This is a genomic window from Halomonas gemina (assembly GCF_023554995.1).
Classification (GTDB): Bacteria; Pseudomonadota; Gammaproteobacteria; order Pseudomonadales; family Halomonadaceae; genus Halomonas; species Halomonas gemina.
The window spans coordinates 355,391-372,278 of record NZ_JAMJPK010000005.1 but is presented as its reverse complement, the minus strand read 5'-3'; the positions used below and the strand labels follow the sequence as shown (position 1 = coordinate 372,278).

15 protein-coding genes and 1 pseudogene are annotated in these 16,888 nt (G+C 67.5%); 9 read left to right on the top strand and 7 right to left on the bottom strand.

What is annotated here, in order from left to right:
* Positions 1-403: 403 nt before the first annotated feature.
* Together M8009_RS19120 and M8009_RS13315 are read right to left on the bottom strand one after the other, a co-directional pair.
* Positions 404-535 carry a hypothetical protein gene (locus tag M8009_RS19120; RefSeq protein ID WP_284047813.1) on the bottom strand — a complete coding sequence of 44 codons (132 nt, stop codon included), beginning with the start codon at positions 533-535 and terminating at the stop codon, positions 404-406.
* Positions 536-539: 4 nt separating this feature from the next.
* The gene (locus tag M8009_RS13315) at positions 540-1,733 is read right to left on the bottom strand and encodes a site-specific integrase (protein ID WP_250061906.1); all 1,194 of its coding nucleotides are present in this window, start codon (positions 1,731-1,733) and stop codon (positions 540-542) included.
* A gap of 114 nt (positions 1,734-1,847) precedes the next feature.
* Here M8009_RS13315 and M8009_RS13310 point away from each other — a divergent pair.
* The 6 genes and pseudogenes from M8009_RS13310 to M8009_RS13285 all read left to right on the top strand — a co-directional run.
* Positions 1,848-2,177 (top strand): annotated as a pseudogene (locus M8009_RS13310) (AAA family ATPase); the annotation flags it as partial.
* A 3-nt stretch (positions 2,178-2,180) separates the two neighbouring features.
* Complete coding sequence (locus M8009_RS13305) at positions 2,181-3,371, top strand: vWA domain-containing protein (protein ID WP_250061904.1); 1,191 nt, start codon at positions 2,181-2,183, stop codon at positions 3,369-3,371.
* Between the two features lie 130 nt (positions 3,372-3,501).
* Entirely contained in the window at positions 3,502-4,137 is a 636-nt protein-coding gene (locus M8009_RS13300) for a nucleotidyl cyclase domain-containing protein (protein ID WP_250061902.1), read from the top strand.
* Positions 4,134-4,889 carry a DUF3307 domain-containing protein gene (locus M8009_RS13295; protein ID WP_250061900.1) on the top strand — a complete coding sequence of 252 codons (756 nt, stop codon included), beginning with the start codon at positions 4,134-4,136 and terminating at the stop codon, positions 4,887-4,889. Before M8009_RS13300 ends, M8009_RS13295 begins: the two co-directional genes overlap by 4 nt.
* 160 nt (positions 4,890-5,049) lie before the next feature.
* On the top strand, positions 5,050-6,771 hold the full coding sequence (locus tag M8009_RS13290) for a proline--tRNA ligase (RefSeq protein ID WP_250061898.1): 1,722 nt from the start codon (positions 5,050-5,052) through the stop codon (positions 6,769-6,771).
* A complete protein-coding gene (locus tag M8009_RS13285; protein ID WP_430886917.1) occupies positions 6,710-7,444 on the top strand; it encodes a transglycosylase SLT domain-containing protein in 735 nt (244 codons plus the stop codon). Before M8009_RS13290 ends, M8009_RS13285 begins: the two co-directional genes overlap by 62 nt.
* A gap of 174 nt (positions 7,445-7,618) precedes the next feature.
* Here M8009_RS13285 and ccoM read toward each other — a convergent pair whose 3' ends face one another.
* From ccoM to rfaH, 3 genes are all read right to left on the bottom strand, one after another.
* On the bottom strand, positions 7,619-7,735 hold the full coding sequence (gene ccoM, locus M8009_RS19115) for a cytochrome c oxidase subunit CcoM (RefSeq protein ID WP_284047812.1): 117 nt from the start codon (positions 7,733-7,735) through the stop codon (positions 7,619-7,621).
* Between the two features lie 128 nt (positions 7,736-7,863).
* Entirely contained in the window at positions 7,864-8,370 is a 507-nt protein-coding gene (locus M8009_RS13280; protein WP_250061896.1) for an FKBP-type peptidyl-prolyl cis-trans isomerase, read from the bottom strand.
* Between the two features lie 206 nt (positions 8,371-8,576).
* Positions 8,577-9,119: a transcription/translation regulatory transformer protein RfaH gene (rfaH, locus tag M8009_RS13275; protein ID WP_250061894.1), complete on the bottom strand. Its 543-nt coding sequence runs from the start codon at positions 9,117-9,119 to the stop codon at positions 8,577-8,579.
* Between the two features lie 199 nt (positions 9,120-9,318).
* Here rfaH and M8009_RS13270 point away from each other — a divergent pair, with 199 nt between their 5' ends.
* Positions 9,319-10,680 (top strand): AmpG family muropeptide MFS transporter, encoded by a 1,362-nt coding sequence (locus M8009_RS13270; protein WP_250061893.1) that lies wholly within the window; start codon positions 9,319-9,321, stop codon positions 10,678-10,680.
* A gap of 19 nt (positions 10,681-10,699) precedes the next feature.
* On the opposite strand, the gene M8009_RS13265 is transcribed toward M8009_RS13270, so the two are convergent.
* Positions 10,700-12,523: an SEC-C metal-binding domain-containing protein gene (locus tag M8009_RS13265; RefSeq protein WP_250061891.1), complete on the bottom strand. Its 1,824-nt coding sequence runs from the start codon at positions 12,521-12,523 to the stop codon at positions 10,700-10,702.
* An 84-nt stretch (positions 12,524-12,607) separates the two neighbouring features.
* Positions 12,608-13,852 carry an ABC1 kinase family protein gene (locus tag M8009_RS13260; RefSeq protein ID WP_250061888.1) on the bottom strand — a complete coding sequence of 415 codons (1,245 nt, stop codon included), beginning with the start codon at positions 13,850-13,852 and terminating at the stop codon, positions 12,608-12,610.
* A gap of 119 nt (positions 13,853-13,971) precedes the next feature.
* Between M8009_RS13260 and M8009_RS13255 the strand changes: the two genes are divergently transcribed.
* Both M8009_RS13255 and M8009_RS13250 read left to right on the top strand, forming a co-directional pair.
* Complete coding sequence (locus M8009_RS13255; protein WP_250061886.1) at positions 13,972-15,891, top strand: DNA topoisomerase III; 1,920 nt, start codon at positions 13,972-13,974, stop codon at positions 15,889-15,891.
* A 16-nt stretch (positions 15,892-15,907) separates the two neighbouring features.
* Complete coding sequence (locus M8009_RS13250; protein ID WP_250061877.1) at positions 15,908-16,843, top strand: ketopantoate reductase family protein; 936 nt, start codon at positions 15,908-15,910, stop codon at positions 16,841-16,843.
* Positions 16,844-16,888: the final 45 nt, after the last annotated feature.

Sequence of the window (16,888 nt, the reverse complement as noted above, 5' to 3'; positions counted from 1 at the left end):
ACGGCGACGACGGATCTCACGTTCGGTACTTGGGGACGTCATGGATAGGTGCCCACTTATTAATAGATGGGCACCTAATGTGGCCGGCCAGGGCCTCCCGCGTAAGGTGTGTTCACCGGCCGCTTACCTACAAGCTTGTCTGAGTACACATCCACCCAACACAACCCACCAAGCACAAAAAAGCCCCTACGTTCAACACATAGAGGCTTCCTTGTTGGTACTCTTTACTTCTGAATAGTTATCACCCTTCCAAGATCATCACCACAAGAGAACTGAACTTCATCCCCTTTTGGTGTGTACTGTGCCAAGCCCCCTTTATCTCGACAGTACTCAAGAGCCACAGTGTAGGGGTGCTGTCCCGTATCAACAGGGATTGAGAGTGTAGCCAGAAGAAGAAATGTGTTCATAACATCTCCTCTAACCACTCTATCATCCACTCAACTACAGTCTTCATGCCTTCAGTTTCAGCGCTTTCTAAGCACTCCTCAAGCCTGTTAAAAGCATCGTTGCAAAGGTAGTCCTTGTAATTTTCCATTCCCTTAATCCTCATTTATCTTGATGGCTTCAATAGCATTCTTCAGGACACTTACTTGGTAATCTTTCCCGTATCTATTATTCGTTAGCGTGCCCACTGTATGACCAAGCAAAGCACCTATAACATTCTCGGGTACTAACTGTTGTTTCAGTTCATTAGCGATAGTGTGCCTGTAGCAGTGAAAGGTCTTAGGTATCCCAAGCTTCTTACTCAGTAAGTAACTAAAGTGTTTCGAGTACTGTCCCCGATACCCATTGAACTTACTATAAGTAAACTCAGGAAAGACACGAGAACCATCAGGCAAACTCTCTACATACCTCAAGAACTCCCCAGCGATCTTTGAATGCACTGGCACCATCCTTTCAGACGACAGAGACTTAAGGTGTTGGTCTTCGTTAGTGTCCCGTATGTGCAGGATGGGTACTTCTTGGTGTGTATAAACATCCTCTTTATAGAGTTGGCATAACTCCCCTAGCCTAGCACCAGTGAACATTCCAAGCCTAGGAAGCCAGTAAAAAGCCCCTTCAAAGTCCCTTGTCGCTTCAAGGATAGATTGGGACTCACTCTTAGTGAATACGTCTTTGTGAGAACTAGCCTTCACTTTCTCCTTTATCTGAGTTACTTCAAGGAAGGGATTACTTTGTGTGTACCCCTCATCCTTCATCCACTGGAAGATACTTTGTAAGTTCCTTAGCCAGTTGTTAACCGTGGATACCGTGACACAAGGAAGCCCCAACTTAACTATCTCTTCAACACTCTTCCCTTCGTCTATCAACTTATTAGTAACCCTTGGTGGTAGTGTTTGGGCAACCTGTTTAAACATCCTTGCATCCATTAGCGAGAACTCTTCACTAGCCTTGTCCCCAACAACACACAACAACAGCCGGAATATAACAGACTTGTCCTGTATACTCTTGGGTCTTACACCAGTCCTTTCAAATGCTACTAGGTACTGGTCGAAGGCTTCACTTAGAAGCATCCCCTGAGTCTCCTGAACCGTCGTTTCAACGGGATAGCCAGAGCCCTCTATAACCTTCATCGCTTCAGCATACAGTGATGGAAGCTTCTTCCAAGCGAGCCTTTTACTCTTCGTGCCCAAGCTCCTACGTATCTCCCGTTGCCCAATACGCCTAGCTATGTGGTCACTGAGAACAATTCTCAAGTACCAAGTGTTGTGTCTGTCTCTCATCAGATACATGTCTATGCCTCACTTTATGTACCACCTCTCCAATGGACCTGAGAAAGACACTCCCGAATTCTCTTCCTAATCAACCGCTTAGGGACGTAGAGCGAAGCTCGAAGGCCCGACCGCTTCTTCCACTACATCGAGTTCCCCGACCGCGAGACCATGCAGGCGATTGTCGACGTGCACTTCCCGGAGATCGCCCCGCGCCTGGTCGGCGAGGCGCTGGAGGTGTTCTTCGAGCTGCGCCAGGCACCGGGCCTGAAGAAGAAGCCCTCGACCTCGGAGCTGGTGGACTGGCTGAAGCTCTTGATGGCCGACGACCTGGCCCGGGAGGCGCTCTACCAGCGCGATCCGGCCAAGGCGATCCCGCCGCTGGCCGGTGCCCTGGTCAAGAACGAGCAGGACACCCAGCTGCTCGAGCGGTTGGCGTTCATGCTGCGCAGGAAGAGCCGCTAGGCCATGTTCATCGGCCTGTTCGAGACCCTGAAGCGCGCCGGCGTGCCGGTGTCACTGCGCGAGCTGCTCGACCTCCACGCGGTGGTGGCGCGCGGCGTGGTATTCGCCGACATGGAGGCCTTCTACCGCATCGCGCGCACCGTGATGGTCAAGGATGAGCGCCACTTCGACCGCTTCGATCGCGCCTTCGCCGCCTGGTTCGAGGGCCTGGAAGACATGGACGCCGCCATCGAGGCGCTGATCCCCGACGACTGGCTGCGCCGGGAGTTCGAGAAGCAGCTCTCTGATGAGGAGAAGGCCCGCATCGAGTCCCTGGGCGGGCTCGAGGCGCTGATCGAGACCTTCAAGCAGCGCCTGGAGGAGCAGCAGGAGCGTCACGCCGGCGGCAACAAGTGGATCGGCACCGGCGGCACCAGCCCCTTCGGCGCCTATGGCTACAATCCCGAGGGCATCCGCATCGGCCAGGACGGCTCGCGCCACCGCCGGGCGGTCAAGGTGTGGGACGAGCGCCGCTTCCGCGACTATGACGACAGCCTCGAGCTCGGCACGCGCAACATCAAGATGGCGCTGCGCCGGCTCAGGAAGTTCGCCCGCCAGGGCGCGGCGGAGGAGTTCGACGTCGACGCCACCATCCGCGAGACCGCTCGCGACGCCGGCTTGCTCAACGTGCAGATGCGCCCGGAGCGCCACAACGCGGTGAAGGTGCTGCTGCTGCTCGACGTGGGCGGCTCCATGGACGACCACATCCGCACCTGCGAGGAGCTGTTCTCGGCGGCGCGCTCGGAGTTCAAGCACCTCGAGGCCTACTACTTCCACAACTGCGTCTACGAGGGGCTGTGGCGCAGCAATGCCCAGAGCCAGGCGCGTCGCTTCGAGCAGCGCATCCCGACTCTGGACGTGCTGCACACCTTTGGGTCCGACTACCAGGTGGTGATCGTCGGCGATGCCGCCATGTCGCCGTACGAAGTGACCCATCCCGGCGGCAGCGTCGAACACTTCAACGACGAGCCCGGCGCGGTGTGGCTCAGGCGACTCGTCGACAAGTTCCCGCGCCTGGCCTGGCTCAACCCCATGCCGCCGCGCACCTGGGACTATACCCACTCCACGACGCTGATCCGCCAGTTGATCGACGACCGGATGTACCCCATGACCCTGGAGGGGCTGGAGGGCGCCATGCGGGAACTGGCCCGGTAGGCACTTCCTTCATGGCTCGCATGGGCTAGCCCTTCAAGGCTATTTGCCTCGAGTATAGCCCATAAGGGCTATTAGATTGATAAATAGCCCTTAAAGGCTATACTCGAGGCAGGATCCCGGAGGAAAAGCCATGCCACAGCGCATCGCGGTGCTGACCGGCGACGTGATCGACTCGCGCAAGGTCGAGGTCCGAGCTCGCCTCTACCGGCTGCTGGATGATCGCCTGGCGGAACTGGCCTCCCGGCATGGCGGCCACGGCGAACGCTACCGTGGCGACGGCTTCCAGCTCGCCCTGCCCCATGCAGCGCCGGCCATGGAGGTAGCAGTGGCCCTGCGGGCGGCGCTGATCGAGCACTCCGACCCCGACCAGCGCTGGGATGCCCGTATTGCCGTGGCGGCCGGGCCGGCGGAGCCCGGTATCGCGGCGGCCGACGGCGCCACCTTCGTCGCCTCGGGTCGCGCCCTGGATGCCCTGGCCGGCACCACCGCCCACCTGTCGCTGACCCGGCTCGCGCAACCCGAGGATCCCGGCCTCACCCTGCTAGTGCGCTTCGTCGACGACCTGCTCGACGGCTGGTCGCCCTACTCCGCCGAGGTCGTCGGCCTGAGCCTGCGCCATGAGGTCTCCCAGCAGGCCCTGGCCGAGCGGCTCGGCATCCGCCAGCCCAGCGTACACAAACGCCTGCGCGCCGCCCGCTGGACCCTGTTGTCCGATACCCTCGATTACCTGCGACAACGCCTCGCCGACGAGGAGGGCAGGCCATGAGTGACGACCCCCTCTCGCTGCTCATGGGCCTGGTCCTCGCCCACCTGATCGGCGACTTCCTGCTGCAGCCGCGCTCCTGGGTGGAGGAGCGCTATCGGCTGCGCCACCGCTCCACGCGACTGCTCCAGCATGCCGGCCTGCACGGCCTGCTCGCCGGCGGCGTGCTGCTGGTGGCGAATGCGGCCATGCCCCGGGGCCTGGCCGCGGTGCTGCTCTGTGCCCTGGCGGTCGCCGCCAGCCACTGGCTGATCGACCTGGCCAAGGCCCGGTTGCCGGCCGGCGAACTGCGTTGGTTCCTGGCCGACCAGGCCGCTCACATGCTGGTGCTGCTGGGGCTCTGGCTGGCCTGGCTCGGCAGCCTGGCCCCGCTGCGCGAGCTTGCCGCCTGGCTCGCCTCGCCGGCGGTGCTGGGCGTCGTCGCCGCCTACCTGCTGGTGACCCGCCCGCTGTCGATCGCCATCGCCCTAGTCATGCAGCGCTGGAGCGCGCAGCTCGAGGAGACCGGAACCCTGGCCAGCGCCGGGGCGCGCATCGGCGTGCTGGAGCGACTGCTGGTGCTGACCCTGGTGCTGCTGGACCAGCTCACCGCGGTGGGCTTCCTGCTCGCTGCCAAGTCGGTGCTGCGCTTCGGCGACCTGCGCGACTCACGCGATCGCAAGCTCACCGAGTACGTGCTGCTCGGCACCCTGCTCAGCGTCTCCACCACCCTGATGCTGGGCATGCTGGTGCGCCTGCTGCTGCTCGAGGGCTGAACGGGCCGATGCTTACCGGCTCACCGAGCCCGAAGCGCCGGGAACACACAAGCTTTTGCCGCCTTGGACAGCGGGCCGTACAATGCTCGGTCATTGCCGCCGACCTGCGCGGCCCCGCTTCCGTCACCCGCACGAACACGCTCGAGGAACCGCCGGACCCATGCGCGCTAGCCAACTGTTGATCGCCACCCTCAAGGAAACCCCCGCCGACGCCGAGGTCATCAGCCATCAGCTGATGCTGCGCTCGGGGATGATCCGCCGCCTGACCTCCGGCCTCTACACCTGGCTGCCGCTGGGCCTCAAGACCCTGCGCAAGGTCGAGCGCATCGTGCGCGAGGAGATGGACCGCGCCGGGGCCCAGGAGGTGCTGATGCCGGCGGTGCAGCCCGCCGAGCTGTGGCAGGAGTCCGGCCGCTGGGAGCAGTATGGCCCGGAGCTGCTGCGCCTCAAGGACCGCCACGAGCGCGACTACTGCGTCGGCCCCACCCACGAGGAGGTGATCACCGACCTGGTGCGCAAGGAGATCGCCAGCTACAAGCAGCTGCCGGCCAACTTCTACCAGATCCAGACCAAGTTCCGCGACGAGATCCGGCCACGCTTCGGGGTGATGCGCTCCCGCGAGTTCATCATGAAGGACGCCTACTCCTTCCACGTCGACGAGGCCTCGCTGATGGAGACCTACCAGGTGATGTATGACGCCTATGTGCGCATCTTCACTCGCCTGGGTCTCGATTTCCGCCCGGTGATCGCCGACAACGGCGCCATCGGCGGCACCGGCTCCCACGAGTTCCACGTGCTGGCCGACTCGGGCGAGGACGACATCGTCTTCTCCACCGAGTCCGACTATGCCGCCAACATGGAAAAGGCCGATGCGCTGCCCGCGCCACTGGGCAGCGACGTCCGGCGCCCGACCCCCGCCGAGGAGCTGCGCCTGGTCGATACCCCAAATGCCCGCACCATCGCCGCCCTGGTGGAGCAGCACGGCCTGCCCATCGAGAAGACCCTCAAGACCCTGATGGTCCACGGTGCCGAAGGTGGCCTGGTGGCCCTGCTGGTGCGCGGCGACCACGAGCTCAACGAGGTCAAGGCCGAGAACCTCCCCCAGGTGGCCGCCCCGCTGACCATGGCCAGCGAAGAGGAGATCCGCGCCGCGGTGGGCGCCGGTCCCGGTTCGCTCGGCCCGGTGAACCTGGACATGCCGATCATCATCGACCGCTCGGTCGCCCTGATGAGCGACTTCGGCGCCGGTGCCAACGTCGATGGCAAGCACTACTTCGGAATCAACTGGGAGCGCGACGTGGCGCTGCCCCCGGCCTACGACATCCGCAACGTGGTCGAGGGCGACCCCTCGCCGGACGGCAAGGGCGTGCTCGCCATCAAGCGCGGCATCGAGGTGGGCCACGTCTTCCAGCTGGGGCGCAAGTACAGCGAGGCGATGAACGCCACCGTGCTCGGCGACGAAGGTCGTGCCGTGCATCCCTGGATGGGCTGCTATGGTATCGGGGTGACCCGCGTGGTGGCTGCCGCCATCGAGCAGAACCACGACGACGCCGGCATCATCTGGCCCGATGCCATCGCCCCCTTCCAGATCGCGATGGTACCGATGAACGCCCACAAGTCGCAGCGGGTACGCGAGGAGTCCGAGCGACTCTATCAGGCCCTCACCGCCGCCGGCTTCGAGGTACTGCTGGATGACCGCGACCTGCGCCCCGGCGTGCGGTTCGCCGACCACGAGCTGATGGGCATTCCCCACCGCCTGGTGGTCGGCGACCGCGGCCTGGACAAGGGGGAACTGGAGTACAAGGGACGCCGTGACAGTGATGCCACCATGGTACCGGCCGAGCAGATCCTCGACTTCCTGGGCGAGAAGGTCGCTCGCTGAGGGCGGCCGGGCCGTCGCCCGGGCGGCGGCCTGCGGCCTCTGGGCCTCCGCCGCGCTGGCCCAGGGCGACGGGGACTTCATCGCCGCCCTGCCCGCCTCGCTCTCGCCCGAGCAGCCCGCGCCGTTCGTGCGGGCCCTGCCGGAGGCCCCCGCCAGCCTGCGCGGCACCCTCGACAGCATCCGCGGAGCACCCGTGGCGCCCGCCGAGATCTGGGCCGCCCGCCAGTGGCTCAATGAGATGGAGCCGCGCCTCGCCCGCTACCTGCCGGACCCGGGCGAGCGCCGCGAACTGCTGGGGCGCATCCATCACGAGGCACGGCTGGCCGGCCTGGCGCCGGAGCTGGTGCTGGCGGTCATCCAGGTGGAGAGCGCCTTCCAGGCCGAGGCTGTCTCCTCGGCCGGCGCCGTGGGCCTGATGCAGATCATGCCGTTCTGGATTCGCGAGCTGGGCCTCCCCGCCGACGACCTCAAGGACCCGCGTCGCAACCTGCGCTATGGGTGCACGATCCTCGCCCACTACCTGGCCGTGGAAGACGGCGACCTGACCAGGGCGCTGGCACGCTACAACGGCAGCCTGGGCAAGACCTGGTACCCAGAACGGGTGATGCGGGCCCTGGCCCGCCACTGGTCACCGACGAGCCCCGCCCCGGTACGCACCACCGCCGAACGCTGACCTCGGGCCGGGACGACCGCTCTGGCCAGCCGCTCGTGCGTCCCTCCTTTCTGGGCATCGCCTGGCCTTACGGGCAGACAGGTGCAAGATGCAGGCGAAAAAAAGCCGACCCAAGCGGGTCGGCTACTGGGGGGAAAGCTCCCCCCTCCCCTGACGACTCTTGAAGCGGCTGGATCAGTGCTTCTTGTTGCGATGGTGGTCGCGGACGATGAAAGCGATCCAGCCCCCCATGAAAGCGACCATCATCGCGACGGTGACCAGCCCGAAGATTACGGCGTCATCCAGATACATGGTGGTGTCCTCCCGTCTCGATATGTTGGGAGAACTCTAGCCCGTGGGGAGGGAGGGAAAGCTGACCTGCATCAAGTTTCCCCGCGAGCTCGCAGGGTCGCGGGAAATCCGTTGATCCAAGTCAGTTTTCACGGCAGCTTCTTGTCCTCGACCTCGCCGGGATCGGTGCCCGGGGGCAGCGGATGGCCCTTGGCCAGCTCGGCACGGGTGGCATCGCGCACCGCCAGCACCTCGAGGCGGTAGCGCAGGACCTGGCCGGCCAGCGGATGGTTGGTGTCGATGACCACGGCGTCATCGCGGACCTCGAGCACGGTGACGATCTCGGGGCCATCGTCCCCCGGGGTCTGGAAGCGCATGCCCGGCGCGATCTCCTTCATCGGGAAGGCATGGCGGCCGACCTCGCGCACCAGCGCCTCGTCGCGCAGGCCATAGGCCTCGGCCGGCATCAGGGTAACGGAGAGCCGGGCGCCGGCCTCCTGGCCCGCCAGGGCGCGCTCCAGGCCGGCCATGATATTGCCGTGCCCATGCAAGTATTCGAGGGGCTGGCGGCGGGCATGGGAATCGTCGAGGACACTGCCGTCCCGGTCGCTGAGCACATAGTGCAGGGTCACGACCCGTTGGGGAGCGATAGTCATGGGTTCTCCTGAGGCGAGTAGGTGGGAGAAGGGAGTGCGTCGCCAGGAGCCTGCCGGATTTGACCGATCGTCGCGAGAGAGACGGATTTCGAGACAAGTTTATCGATCTGATGAGGTGAATAGCGTGCTATTTAACGAATCAGATCGAATGAAATTGGCCGAAAGACCGGTTCTCGCAGTAGATCAGCGTTAAGTCCGACAGACTCCTAATCACGGCGACGCAGCTGGCCGACGGGCATCTCCAGGCGCTGCTGCTTGTGCAGCATGTTGAGCAGCACGATGGCGCGCTCCTCGCCCTTGTGGCTGGCGAACACGGCCTGCAGGTCCTTGAAGGGCCCCTCGGTGATCTCCACCGCCTCGCCGGCACGGAAGTAGACGTTCGAGGTCGCGTCCTCCTCCCCGCTGCCATGCGCGAGCAGCGTCTCGACCAGCTCATCGCTGACCGGCACCGGCATGTCGAGGCCGAAGGTGACGATCTTCAGCACGCCGCGGGTGGAGCGGATGGGCCGCCAATTGCTGGCCAGGCGGTCGAGCCGGATGAACAGGTAGTAGGGGAACAGCGGCTCGCTGACCCACTCGAGCTTGCCGCGGCGCTTCTTCTGGACCTGCAGCACGGGATGGAAGACCTCGTAGTCCTGGTTGGCCAGGTGCTCGGCGGCGCGAAAGGACTCTCCGCCCTTGCACTGGATCACGTACCAGCGGGGCACGGCATCGTCGGCCTCGGCCTGGCGAATCTCGAAATCGCTCATGTGGCTCCTGATTAAGGGCTCCTGGTATCACTGCCGGGGCTCTGCAACAATCCCACCGCATGCCAGTCCGAGGATATCGCACGGATGACATGGGTCGGACACTGGCCGGCCCGGCCCGGCTGCCAATCCGGAATTTTACCATCGATGATCGAGGCCTGCGTGGCCTCCGTCGAGCCCAACGCAAGGAGTGCTGCCCGACATGCCGACCCCCATCGCCCGACGCAGCTGGCGCGACGCCCTGGCCATCTACCTGCGTGCACCGGTCATCACCATGCTGTTCCTGGGCTTCTCCGCCGGCCTGCCCTTCCTGCTGGTGTTCTCGACCCTCTCGGCCTGGCTGCGCAGCAGCGGGGTCGAGGTGGCAGCCATCGGCTTCTTCGCATGGATCGGCATGCTCTACTCGATCAAGTTCTTCTGGGCCCCGGTGGTGGACCGGCTCGCCCTGCCGCTGCTGACTCGTACCCTCGGCCAGCGCCGCAGCTGGATGCTGCTTGCCCAGGCGATGATCGCCACCGGCCTGGTGGGGCTGGCCGGGGTCGACCCGGTGGGCCACCTGCCCCTGGTGGCGGCCTTCGCCCTGCTGGTGGCCTTCGGCAGCGCGACCCAGGACATCGCCATCGACGCCTTTCGCATCGAGTCCGCCCCGGACGATATCCAGGCCGCCATGGCCTCGACCTACATCATCGGCTATCGCGGCGGGCTGCTGGCGGCCGGTGCCGGCGCCCTCTATGTGGCCTCGCTGGCCTCCTGGGAGGCGGCCTACCTGACCATGGCGGCACTGGTGGGCATCGGCGTGGTCACGGTGCTGCTGCGCCCGGAACCCGAGCGACTCTCGCTGACCACCCAGCTGATCCACGAGCCCCGGGTGCGGGCCTTCCTGAGAACCTCCCGCGGCCGGCCCAGGCCGCTGCGCCGGCTCGGGGCCTGGGTGATCGGGGCGATCGTCTGCCCCTTCACCGACTTCTTCACCCGTCATCGGCGCAAGGCGCTGTGGCTGCTGGTGTTCGTGGCGGTGTTCCGGATCAGCGACCTGGCCATGGCCTCCATGGCCAACCCGCTCTACATCGACCTCGGCTTCACGCTTGCCACCATCGCCAATGTCACCAACGTCTTCGGCATCGCCATGAGCATCGGCGGCGGGATCCTCGGCGGGCTGCTGGTGGCCCGCTACGGCATCGGGCCGATCCTGGTGCTGGGCGCGGTGGCCGCGGCGCTGACCAACCTGCTGTTCGCGGCCCTGGCGCTGGCCGGCCAGAGCCTGACGATGCTGGTGATGGCGATCATCGGCGACAACCTGGCCAACGGCCTGGCCAGCGCCGTCTTCATCGCCTTCCTCTCGAGTCTCACCTCGCGCGCCTACACGGCCACCCAGTACGCGCTCTTCTCGTCGCTGATGACCCTGCCGGGCAAGTTCCTCAGCGGCTTCGGTGGGCTGGTGGTCAGCGGCGAAGGCTATGCCACCTTCTTCCTGATCTCCACGCTGCTGGGGCTGCCGGCCGTGCTGCTGGCGATCTGGATCAGCCGCGACCGCGAGCTGGTGCCGGTGCCCGGGGCCGCCTGAGGCCAGGCGAGACCGCCGATCAGTCGTCCAGCCGCGCCTGCAGCCAGGCCAGCGCCCCCGGCGTGGCCCGCCACTGGTCGCGCATCAGGGTGCGGTACTGCCAGGCCTCGGCGCGGGAGCCGGGCTCGGCGACGCCCTCGCCGCCGACCGGGCGCGGATTATCGGCGCACAGCATGGCCACCGCGTGGAAATTGTGGCGGGCCACCTCCCGCAGCGCCTCGGCGGCCTCGTCGCGGCGCTCCAGACGGTAGAGCGCCAGCACCCGCCCCATCAGCAGCCCCAGCGGCGGGGTCTCGTCGTCATCGCCCTCGAGCTCGCGTTCGCTCAGGGCCAGGGCCGCACGGTCGCGCCCCTCCCGGAGCAGCTGGTCGAGCACCAGCTCGCGCAGGCCCAGGCTGTCCTGGTCGTCCAGGGTGAGCAGCCGCTCGGCAAGCTCGCGGGAGCGTGCCCGGGCGCCGCGCTCCATGCCCACCACCAGCGCCAGGCCGGTGCGCAGCAGCACGGCGTTGTCGGCGCTGTCCCACAGGAAGGCCCCCTCGCCCTCGGCGCGCACCTGCTCGAGCCAGCGCTCCAGCCGGCTGGCCAGGGGCTCGAACAGGCTCGGCGCCATCCACGGCAGGCTGCCGAAGCGGCTGGCGAGTGCCAGCGCCAGGGACTGCACCACGGCGGGGGCATCCAGCCACTCGGGATGGGCGCAGAGCGCCGGCAGCCACTCGCCGGCATGGGGCCAGGGATCCTCGTCGAAGCCCATCGGGGCCTCGCTCTCGACCCGGGCCCGGAAGACCTTCTGCCAGGCGGCGAACAGGGTGTCCTCGCGGGCGGTGGTGTGGTACTCGAGGCCGCCATCATCGCCGCGGCGGATCTCCAGGCGCGGGGCCACGGGCAGCGACTCCAGCAGCGCCTGCAGGGCCACCAGCGGCTCGGCCAGGTCCTCCTCGGCGCTGAGCAGCTGGTCGGCGAGGGTCGCCCCGGGGTTCTCGGCCAGGTCGGCCAGGAACTGCAACTGGTCGGGGTCCAGGTCGCCCTGGCGAGCCAGGCGCCGGAACCAGAAGCGCGACCGTTCGGCGGCCTCCTGCTCGTGGCCCTCGTGGAGCAGCAGCATGGCCTCGATATAGGCCAGGGTCGGCGAGTCGGGCAGCGCCTGCTGGGCGCGCACGAAGGCCGCCCGGGCGCTGTCCAGGTCGTCGTTGTCCAGGTGCATCAGGCAGAGCCGTTCCAGGGCCACGCCGCGCAGGAACAGCGGTCCGCGGTCGAGCACCGCGTCGAGCAGCGCCTCGCGCTTGCGGTGGAAACCGCGCTCCTGGTAGAGATCGATGAGGATCTCGAAGGCGGGCTCGGCCTGCTCGGGAAGGGTCAGCCAGTCGGCGCGCTCGAACAGCGACTCGAGGATCTGCTGGGCCCGCCCGCGCTGGCCGGACTCGGCGGCGATCAGGCCGGCCTCCAGCAGCGCCTGGGCCGGGGCGCGGCCGCTGGCCAGCGCGGCCTTGAGGGTATCGCCCTTCCAGTCGCGCAGCGATAGCATCCACATCAGGTGCGGCGGCACATGCCCGGGCAGACTGACCGCCCCGCAGCAGTGTTTGGTCTTGCGCCCGGAATCACACCAGCAGGGCTCGTTGCGTCCGGGCCGGGCCAGCGGCTCGGCGGCGAAGTCGAGTCGCGCCAGCGGGGTCTGCGACCACAGCTCCGGGGCCAGCGCCTGGGCCAGCGCCAGGTCGCCGCCGACCAGGGCCGGCCCCTCGTCGCGGGCCCAGGCCATCAGCGTGGGGTAGCGCTCGTCCTGGCGAATGGCCGCCAGGGCACCCGAGGCAAAGCCCAGCAGCTGTTCTACCCATACTGCCAGCATCGCGCACTCCAACCTTTGGAAAACGGCATAGTCTACCAGTCCGGCGCCAGGCTGGGCAGGTGGTCAGTCGCCGGTCCAGGAGGATCAGGCGTACCCTCTGGAGAACAGCGGCCGGGTACGCTCGGCCATGTCGAGTCGCGCGCCGAGGCGCACCAGGTTCCAGTAGTGGCCGTTGAGGGTGCGCGACAGCAGCAGCGTGTCCGCCGGGGGCTGCAGGCGGTCCATGGCCGCCCAGACCTTGGGGGAGAGCTCGCGCAGGCGACGGTGCACCCGCACGTCGCCGAAGTCCTGCTCGCCAGGGCGGAAGAGCGGCGAGACCGCCTCGGCCGCTTCACGATAGAGGGCCAGGGGCGCGCCCTGTCCCTGGCGGCCACCGAGCTCGAGCATCGCCGAATCCATGGCCATGGGATCCCCCGCCAGGGTCGCCTCGAGCAGGCGCATCATCGCGGCCAGGCGGGCCTCGGGCACCGGGATCACCGCGCCGAGATCGTAGATCACCAGTCGCCCCGCCGGGTCGGCGGCGAAGTTGCCAGCATGGGGGTCGGCATGCAGCTCGCCATGGGTGAAGAGCTCCTCGGTCAGCCAGTCGGCGAGCGTCGTCGCCACCCGCTGGCGCAGGGCGTCGTCGGCCGCCTCAAGGTCGCGCAATGGGGTGCCGCCGACGTAGCGCATGGCCAGTACCCGGGGGCCGGAAAGCGCCGGCAGCGGCTCCGGGATCACCAGGCTGTCGAGGTGGGCATAGCGCGTGCGGTAGCGGGCCAGCGACTCCGCCTCGGCATGGTAGTCCAGCTCGCCGCGCAGGCTGACCGCCAGCTCCTCGAAGAGCGCATCGAGTCGCGCCTGGGGCACCTTGAACCAGCGCCCCAGTCGCATCAGGCGTCGCACCTGCGCCAGGTCACTCTCCAGCACCTCGGCGAGGCCGGGATACTGCACCTTGAGCACCAGGGTCTCGCCCTCCCGGGTGGTGGCGCGATGCACCTGGCCCATGGAGGCGCTGGCGAAAGGGGTCTCCTCGATGCCGGAGAACACCGCCTCCAGGTCGCCGTACTGCGCGACCAGGGTGCGGCGGATGCCCGCCCAGGGCATTGGCTCCGCCTGTCGCTGCAGGCGGGCCAGTTCCTCGGCGAGGTCCGGCGGCAGCAGGTCATCCCACTGCGACACGATCTGGGCCAGCTTCATCGCCGGCCCCTTGAGCTCGGAGAGCCCCTCGAAGAGGGCCTCGCCCAGGGCCCGCCAGTCGGCCTGGCCGCCCATTCGGGTGCGGATCAGCGCTCCGCCGGTGCGGGCCCCGAGCCCCAGCAGGCGCCGGGTACGGCCACGTTCGCGCATGCGCTTTCTCCCATGGTCACTGTTGTACAAGCATTGTACATATCCTGATGCAGCTTACACCTGGCGAGGCGTGGCGAATACTGGAAGAATGTCCATGCCATTCGCCGCGACGAGTCATCATGCGACTGATCATCGCCGAGAAACCGAGCCTGGCCCGGGCCATCGCCGAGGCCCTGCCTGGCTCGCCCCGCAAGCAGGAGGGCTCACTGGCGGTGGGTGAGACCACGGTCACCTGGTGCCTGGGCCATCTGCTGGAACAGGCTCCGCCCGATGCCTACGACCCGGCCCTGAAGCAGTGGCGCCTCGACCAGCTGCCGATCCTGCCGAGTCGCTGGAAGCTGATGCCTCGCCCCAAGGCCCGCGGCCAGCTGGCGGTGATCCGCCGGCTGCTGAAGTCCGCCCACGAGGTGGTGCATGCCGGCGACCCCGACCGCGAGGGCCAGCTGCTGGTGCAGGAGGTGATCGAGCACCTGGGCTGGAAGGGGAAAGTGTCTCGGCTGCTGGTCAGCGACCTCAACCGCCCGGCAGTGCAGCGCGCCCTCGCCCGGCTCGAGGACAACGGCCGCTTCGAGCCGCTCTACCGGGCGGCCCAGTGCCGCGCCCGGGCCGACTGGCTGTACGGCATCAACCTGACCCGCGCCTGGACACTCACCGGCCGCCAGGCCGGCCATGACGGCGTGCTCTCGGTGGGCCGAGTCCAGACCCCGGTGCTGGGGCTGGTGGTACGCCGCGACGCCGAGATCCGCGATTTCGCGCCGAAACCCTTCTTCGTGCTGTGGGCCGACCTCGAACTCGCACAGGGACGGCTGCGCGCCTGGTGGGTGCCCGGGGAGCCCCATCCCCTCGACGACCAGGGACGCCTGCTGGCCCGCGAACCGGCCGCCGCCCTGGCCGAGCGCCTGCCCGGGGCCGAGGGCCAGCTCACGGCTCTCGAGAGCCGCGACAGGCGCCAGGCCGCTCCCCTGCCCTACTCGCTCTCGGCGCTGCAGGTCGACGCCGCCCGACGCTTCGGCCTCTCCGCCAAGGTCACCCTGGACATCTGCCAGCGCCTCTACGAGCGCCACCAGCTGATCACCTACCCGCGCTCGGACTGCCGCTACCTGCCCGAGGAGCACTTCGCCGCGGCGCGAACTACCTTGGAGGGCGCCTGCCGCCAGGACGAGACGCTCGGCCAGTGGCTGGCCGGCGCGGATTTCTCGCGGCGATCAAGGGCCTGGGACGACCGCAAGGTCGGCGCCCACCACGCCCTGGCCCCCACCGGCAAGCCCGCCGACCTCACGCGACTGGACAAGGCCGAGGCCGAGGTCTTCCGGCTGATCGCGCGCAACGTCCTGGCGCAGTTCTATCCCGCGCTTTCCACCCGCGAGGTAAAAGCGGAATTTTGCCTGCTCGACGAAACCTTCCGCGCCCGCGGCCAGGAGATCCTCGACCCCGGCTGGAAGCCGCTGTTCACCACCCGTGACGAGGCGCCACCGCTGCCACCGCTCACCGAGGGCGAGGCGTGCCGGGTCCAGGAGGCAGGGGTCGAGGACCGCGAGACTCGCCCGCCGGAGCCCTTCACCGATGCCAGCCTGATCAAGGCGATGATGAACATTGCCCGCTATGTCGAGGACCCGGCCGTGCGGCGCACCCTGCGCGAGCACGACGGCCTGGGCACCGAGGCGACGCGGGCCGGGATCATCGAGACACTGGTGGAGCGCGGCTACCTGGTCCGCCAGGCCAAGGCGCTGCGGGCCACGCGGCTCGGCAGCGCGTTGATCGCCTCGCTGCCCGAGGCGGTGAACCGCCCCGAGCGTACCGCGCTCTGGGAGCAGCGCCTGGGGGCCATCGCCGAACAGGGCGAGGCCCCGGCGCCCTTCCTCGCGGCCCTGATCGAGGACCTGCATGGCCTGCTGGCCGCCGCCGACGCGGGGCGGATGCGCGAGGCGCTGCACGGCGCCCGCGGCGAGCCGGGCCCGGCGGCACGCTCGCCCCGCGGCAACCGGCGCGGCGGGCCGCGACGCCAACCGGCCAAGGCACGTCGCACCCGCCGCTCATGATCCCGGGAGGAGCCCCATGACCCCAGAGACGCACTGGATCGTCGGCCCCGGCGCCCTGGGGCGGTTGATCGCCCTGCGGCTGGCCGGCCGGGTCCCGGTGAGGCTGGTCGGCCGCCGCCGGCTTCCCGGCCACCAGACCCTGATCACCCCGGAGGGCGACACCCTGGCCCGGTCACTCGACATGGCCCGGGTCGAGGCCCTGCCCGCGGAAACCCCGGCCGTGGTGCACCTGACCACCAAGGCCCACGGCGCCGAGGCGGCCCACGCCGCCCTGGCCACCCGGTTGCCCGAGGGGGTGCCGCTGGTGCTGTGGCAGAACGGCTTCGCCTGCCAGCCACGGCTCACCGAACGCCATCACGGCCCGGTGCTCTGCGCCACCACCACCGAAGGCGCCCATGTGCAGGCCGACGATCGAGTGACCCATGCCGGCCATGGCCACACCTACCTAGGTGCCCTCGACGGACGCCACAGGGAACTGGCCGGCGCGCTGGCGCGGACCCTGACCGCCGCCGGGCTCCCCGCCGAGACGGTCGACGACATTCGCGTGCGGCTGTGGCGCAAGCTGGCCGTCAACGCCGCCATCAACCCCCTGGTCGCCCGCTACACGATCCGCAACGGCCAGCTGCGCGACCGTCCCTTCCGCCCCATGGTCGAGAGGCTGATTACCGAGGTCGCGGCGATCCTGTCCGCCGAGGATGTCGCCCCGCCCGACGGGAACGGCCTGGAGGGCTGGCGGCAGCTGGTCTGGCAGGTCGTCGAGGCCACGGCGAGCAACCGGGCCTCCATGCTCCAGGACGTGCTGGCCGGCCGCCTCACCGAGCACGAGGCGATCCTCGCCCCGCTGCTGGCGGCCGCTTCTCGACACCGGCTGCCGGCCCCCTGCCTGGCCGGACATCTTGATGAACTGCGCCTCCGGGCGGCGGCATTGGCGGAACCGCCGGCGGCTTGCTAGGCTGGGATAACAATGATTCCGGGCCGGCGATTCTTCATACTGCCG

What these genes read in the sequence shown, in the direction of transcription:
- M8009_RS13285 (WP_430886917.1), top strand. Translation starts at nt 6,710, where the DNA reads ATGCCACCATGGTACCGGCCGAGCAGATCCTCGACTTCCTGGGCGAGA.
- M8009_RS13260 (WP_250061888.1), bottom strand. Translation starts at nt 13,852, where the DNA reads ATGCGCGAACGTGGCCGTACCCGGCGCCTGCTGGGGCTCGGGGCCCGC.
- M8009_RS13315 (WP_250061906.1), bottom strand. Translation starts at nt 1,733, where the DNA reads ATGTATCTGATGAGAGACAGACACAACACTTGGTACTTGAGAATTGTT.
- M8009_RS13270 (WP_250061893.1), top strand. Translation starts at nt 9,319, where the DNA reads ATGCCGACCCCCATCGCCCGACGCAGCTGGCGCGACGCCCTGGCCATC.
- M8009_RS13255 (WP_250061886.1), top strand. Translation starts at nt 13,972, where the DNA reads ATGCGACTGATCATCGCCGAGAAACCGAGCCTGGCCCGGGCCATCGCC.
- M8009_RS19120 (WP_284047813.1), bottom strand. Translation starts at nt 535, where the DNA reads ATGGAAAATTACAAGGACTACCTTTGCAACGATGCTTTTAACAGGCTT.
- M8009_RS13265 (WP_250061891.1), bottom strand. Translation starts at nt 12,523, where the DNA reads ATGCTGGCAGTATGGGTAGAACAGCTGCTGGGCTTTGCCTCGGGTGCC.
- M8009_RS13305 (WP_250061904.1), top strand. Translation starts at nt 2,181, where the DNA reads ATGTTCATCGGCCTGTTCGAGACCCTGAAGCGCGCCGGCGTGCCGGTG.
- M8009_RS13290 (WP_250061898.1), top strand. Translation starts at nt 5,050, where the DNA reads ATGCGCGCTAGCCAACTGTTGATCGCCACCCTCAAGGAAACCCCCGCC.
- M8009_RS13300 (WP_250061902.1), top strand. Translation starts at nt 3,502, where the DNA reads ATGCCACAGCGCATCGCGGTGCTGACCGGCGACGTGATCGACTCGCGC.
- M8009_RS13295 (WP_250061900.1), top strand. Translation starts at nt 4,134, where the DNA reads ATGAGTGACGACCCCCTCTCGCTGCTCATGGGCCTGGTCCTCGCCCAC.
- M8009_RS13250 (WP_250061877.1), top strand. Translation starts at nt 15,908, where the DNA reads ATGACCCCAGAGACGCACTGGATCGTCGGCCCCGGCGCCCTGGGGCGG.
- ccoM (WP_284047812.1), bottom strand. Translation starts at nt 7,735, where the DNA reads ATGTATCTGGATGACGCCGTAATCTTCGGGCTGGTCACCGTCGCGATG.
- rfaH (WP_250061894.1), bottom strand. Translation starts at nt 9,119, where the DNA reads ATGAGCGATTTCGAGATTCGCCAGGCCGAGGCCGACGATGCCGTGCCC.
- M8009_RS13280 (WP_250061896.1), bottom strand. Translation starts at nt 8,370, where the DNA reads ATGACTATCGCTCCCCAACGGGTCGTGACCCTGCACTATGTGCTCAGC.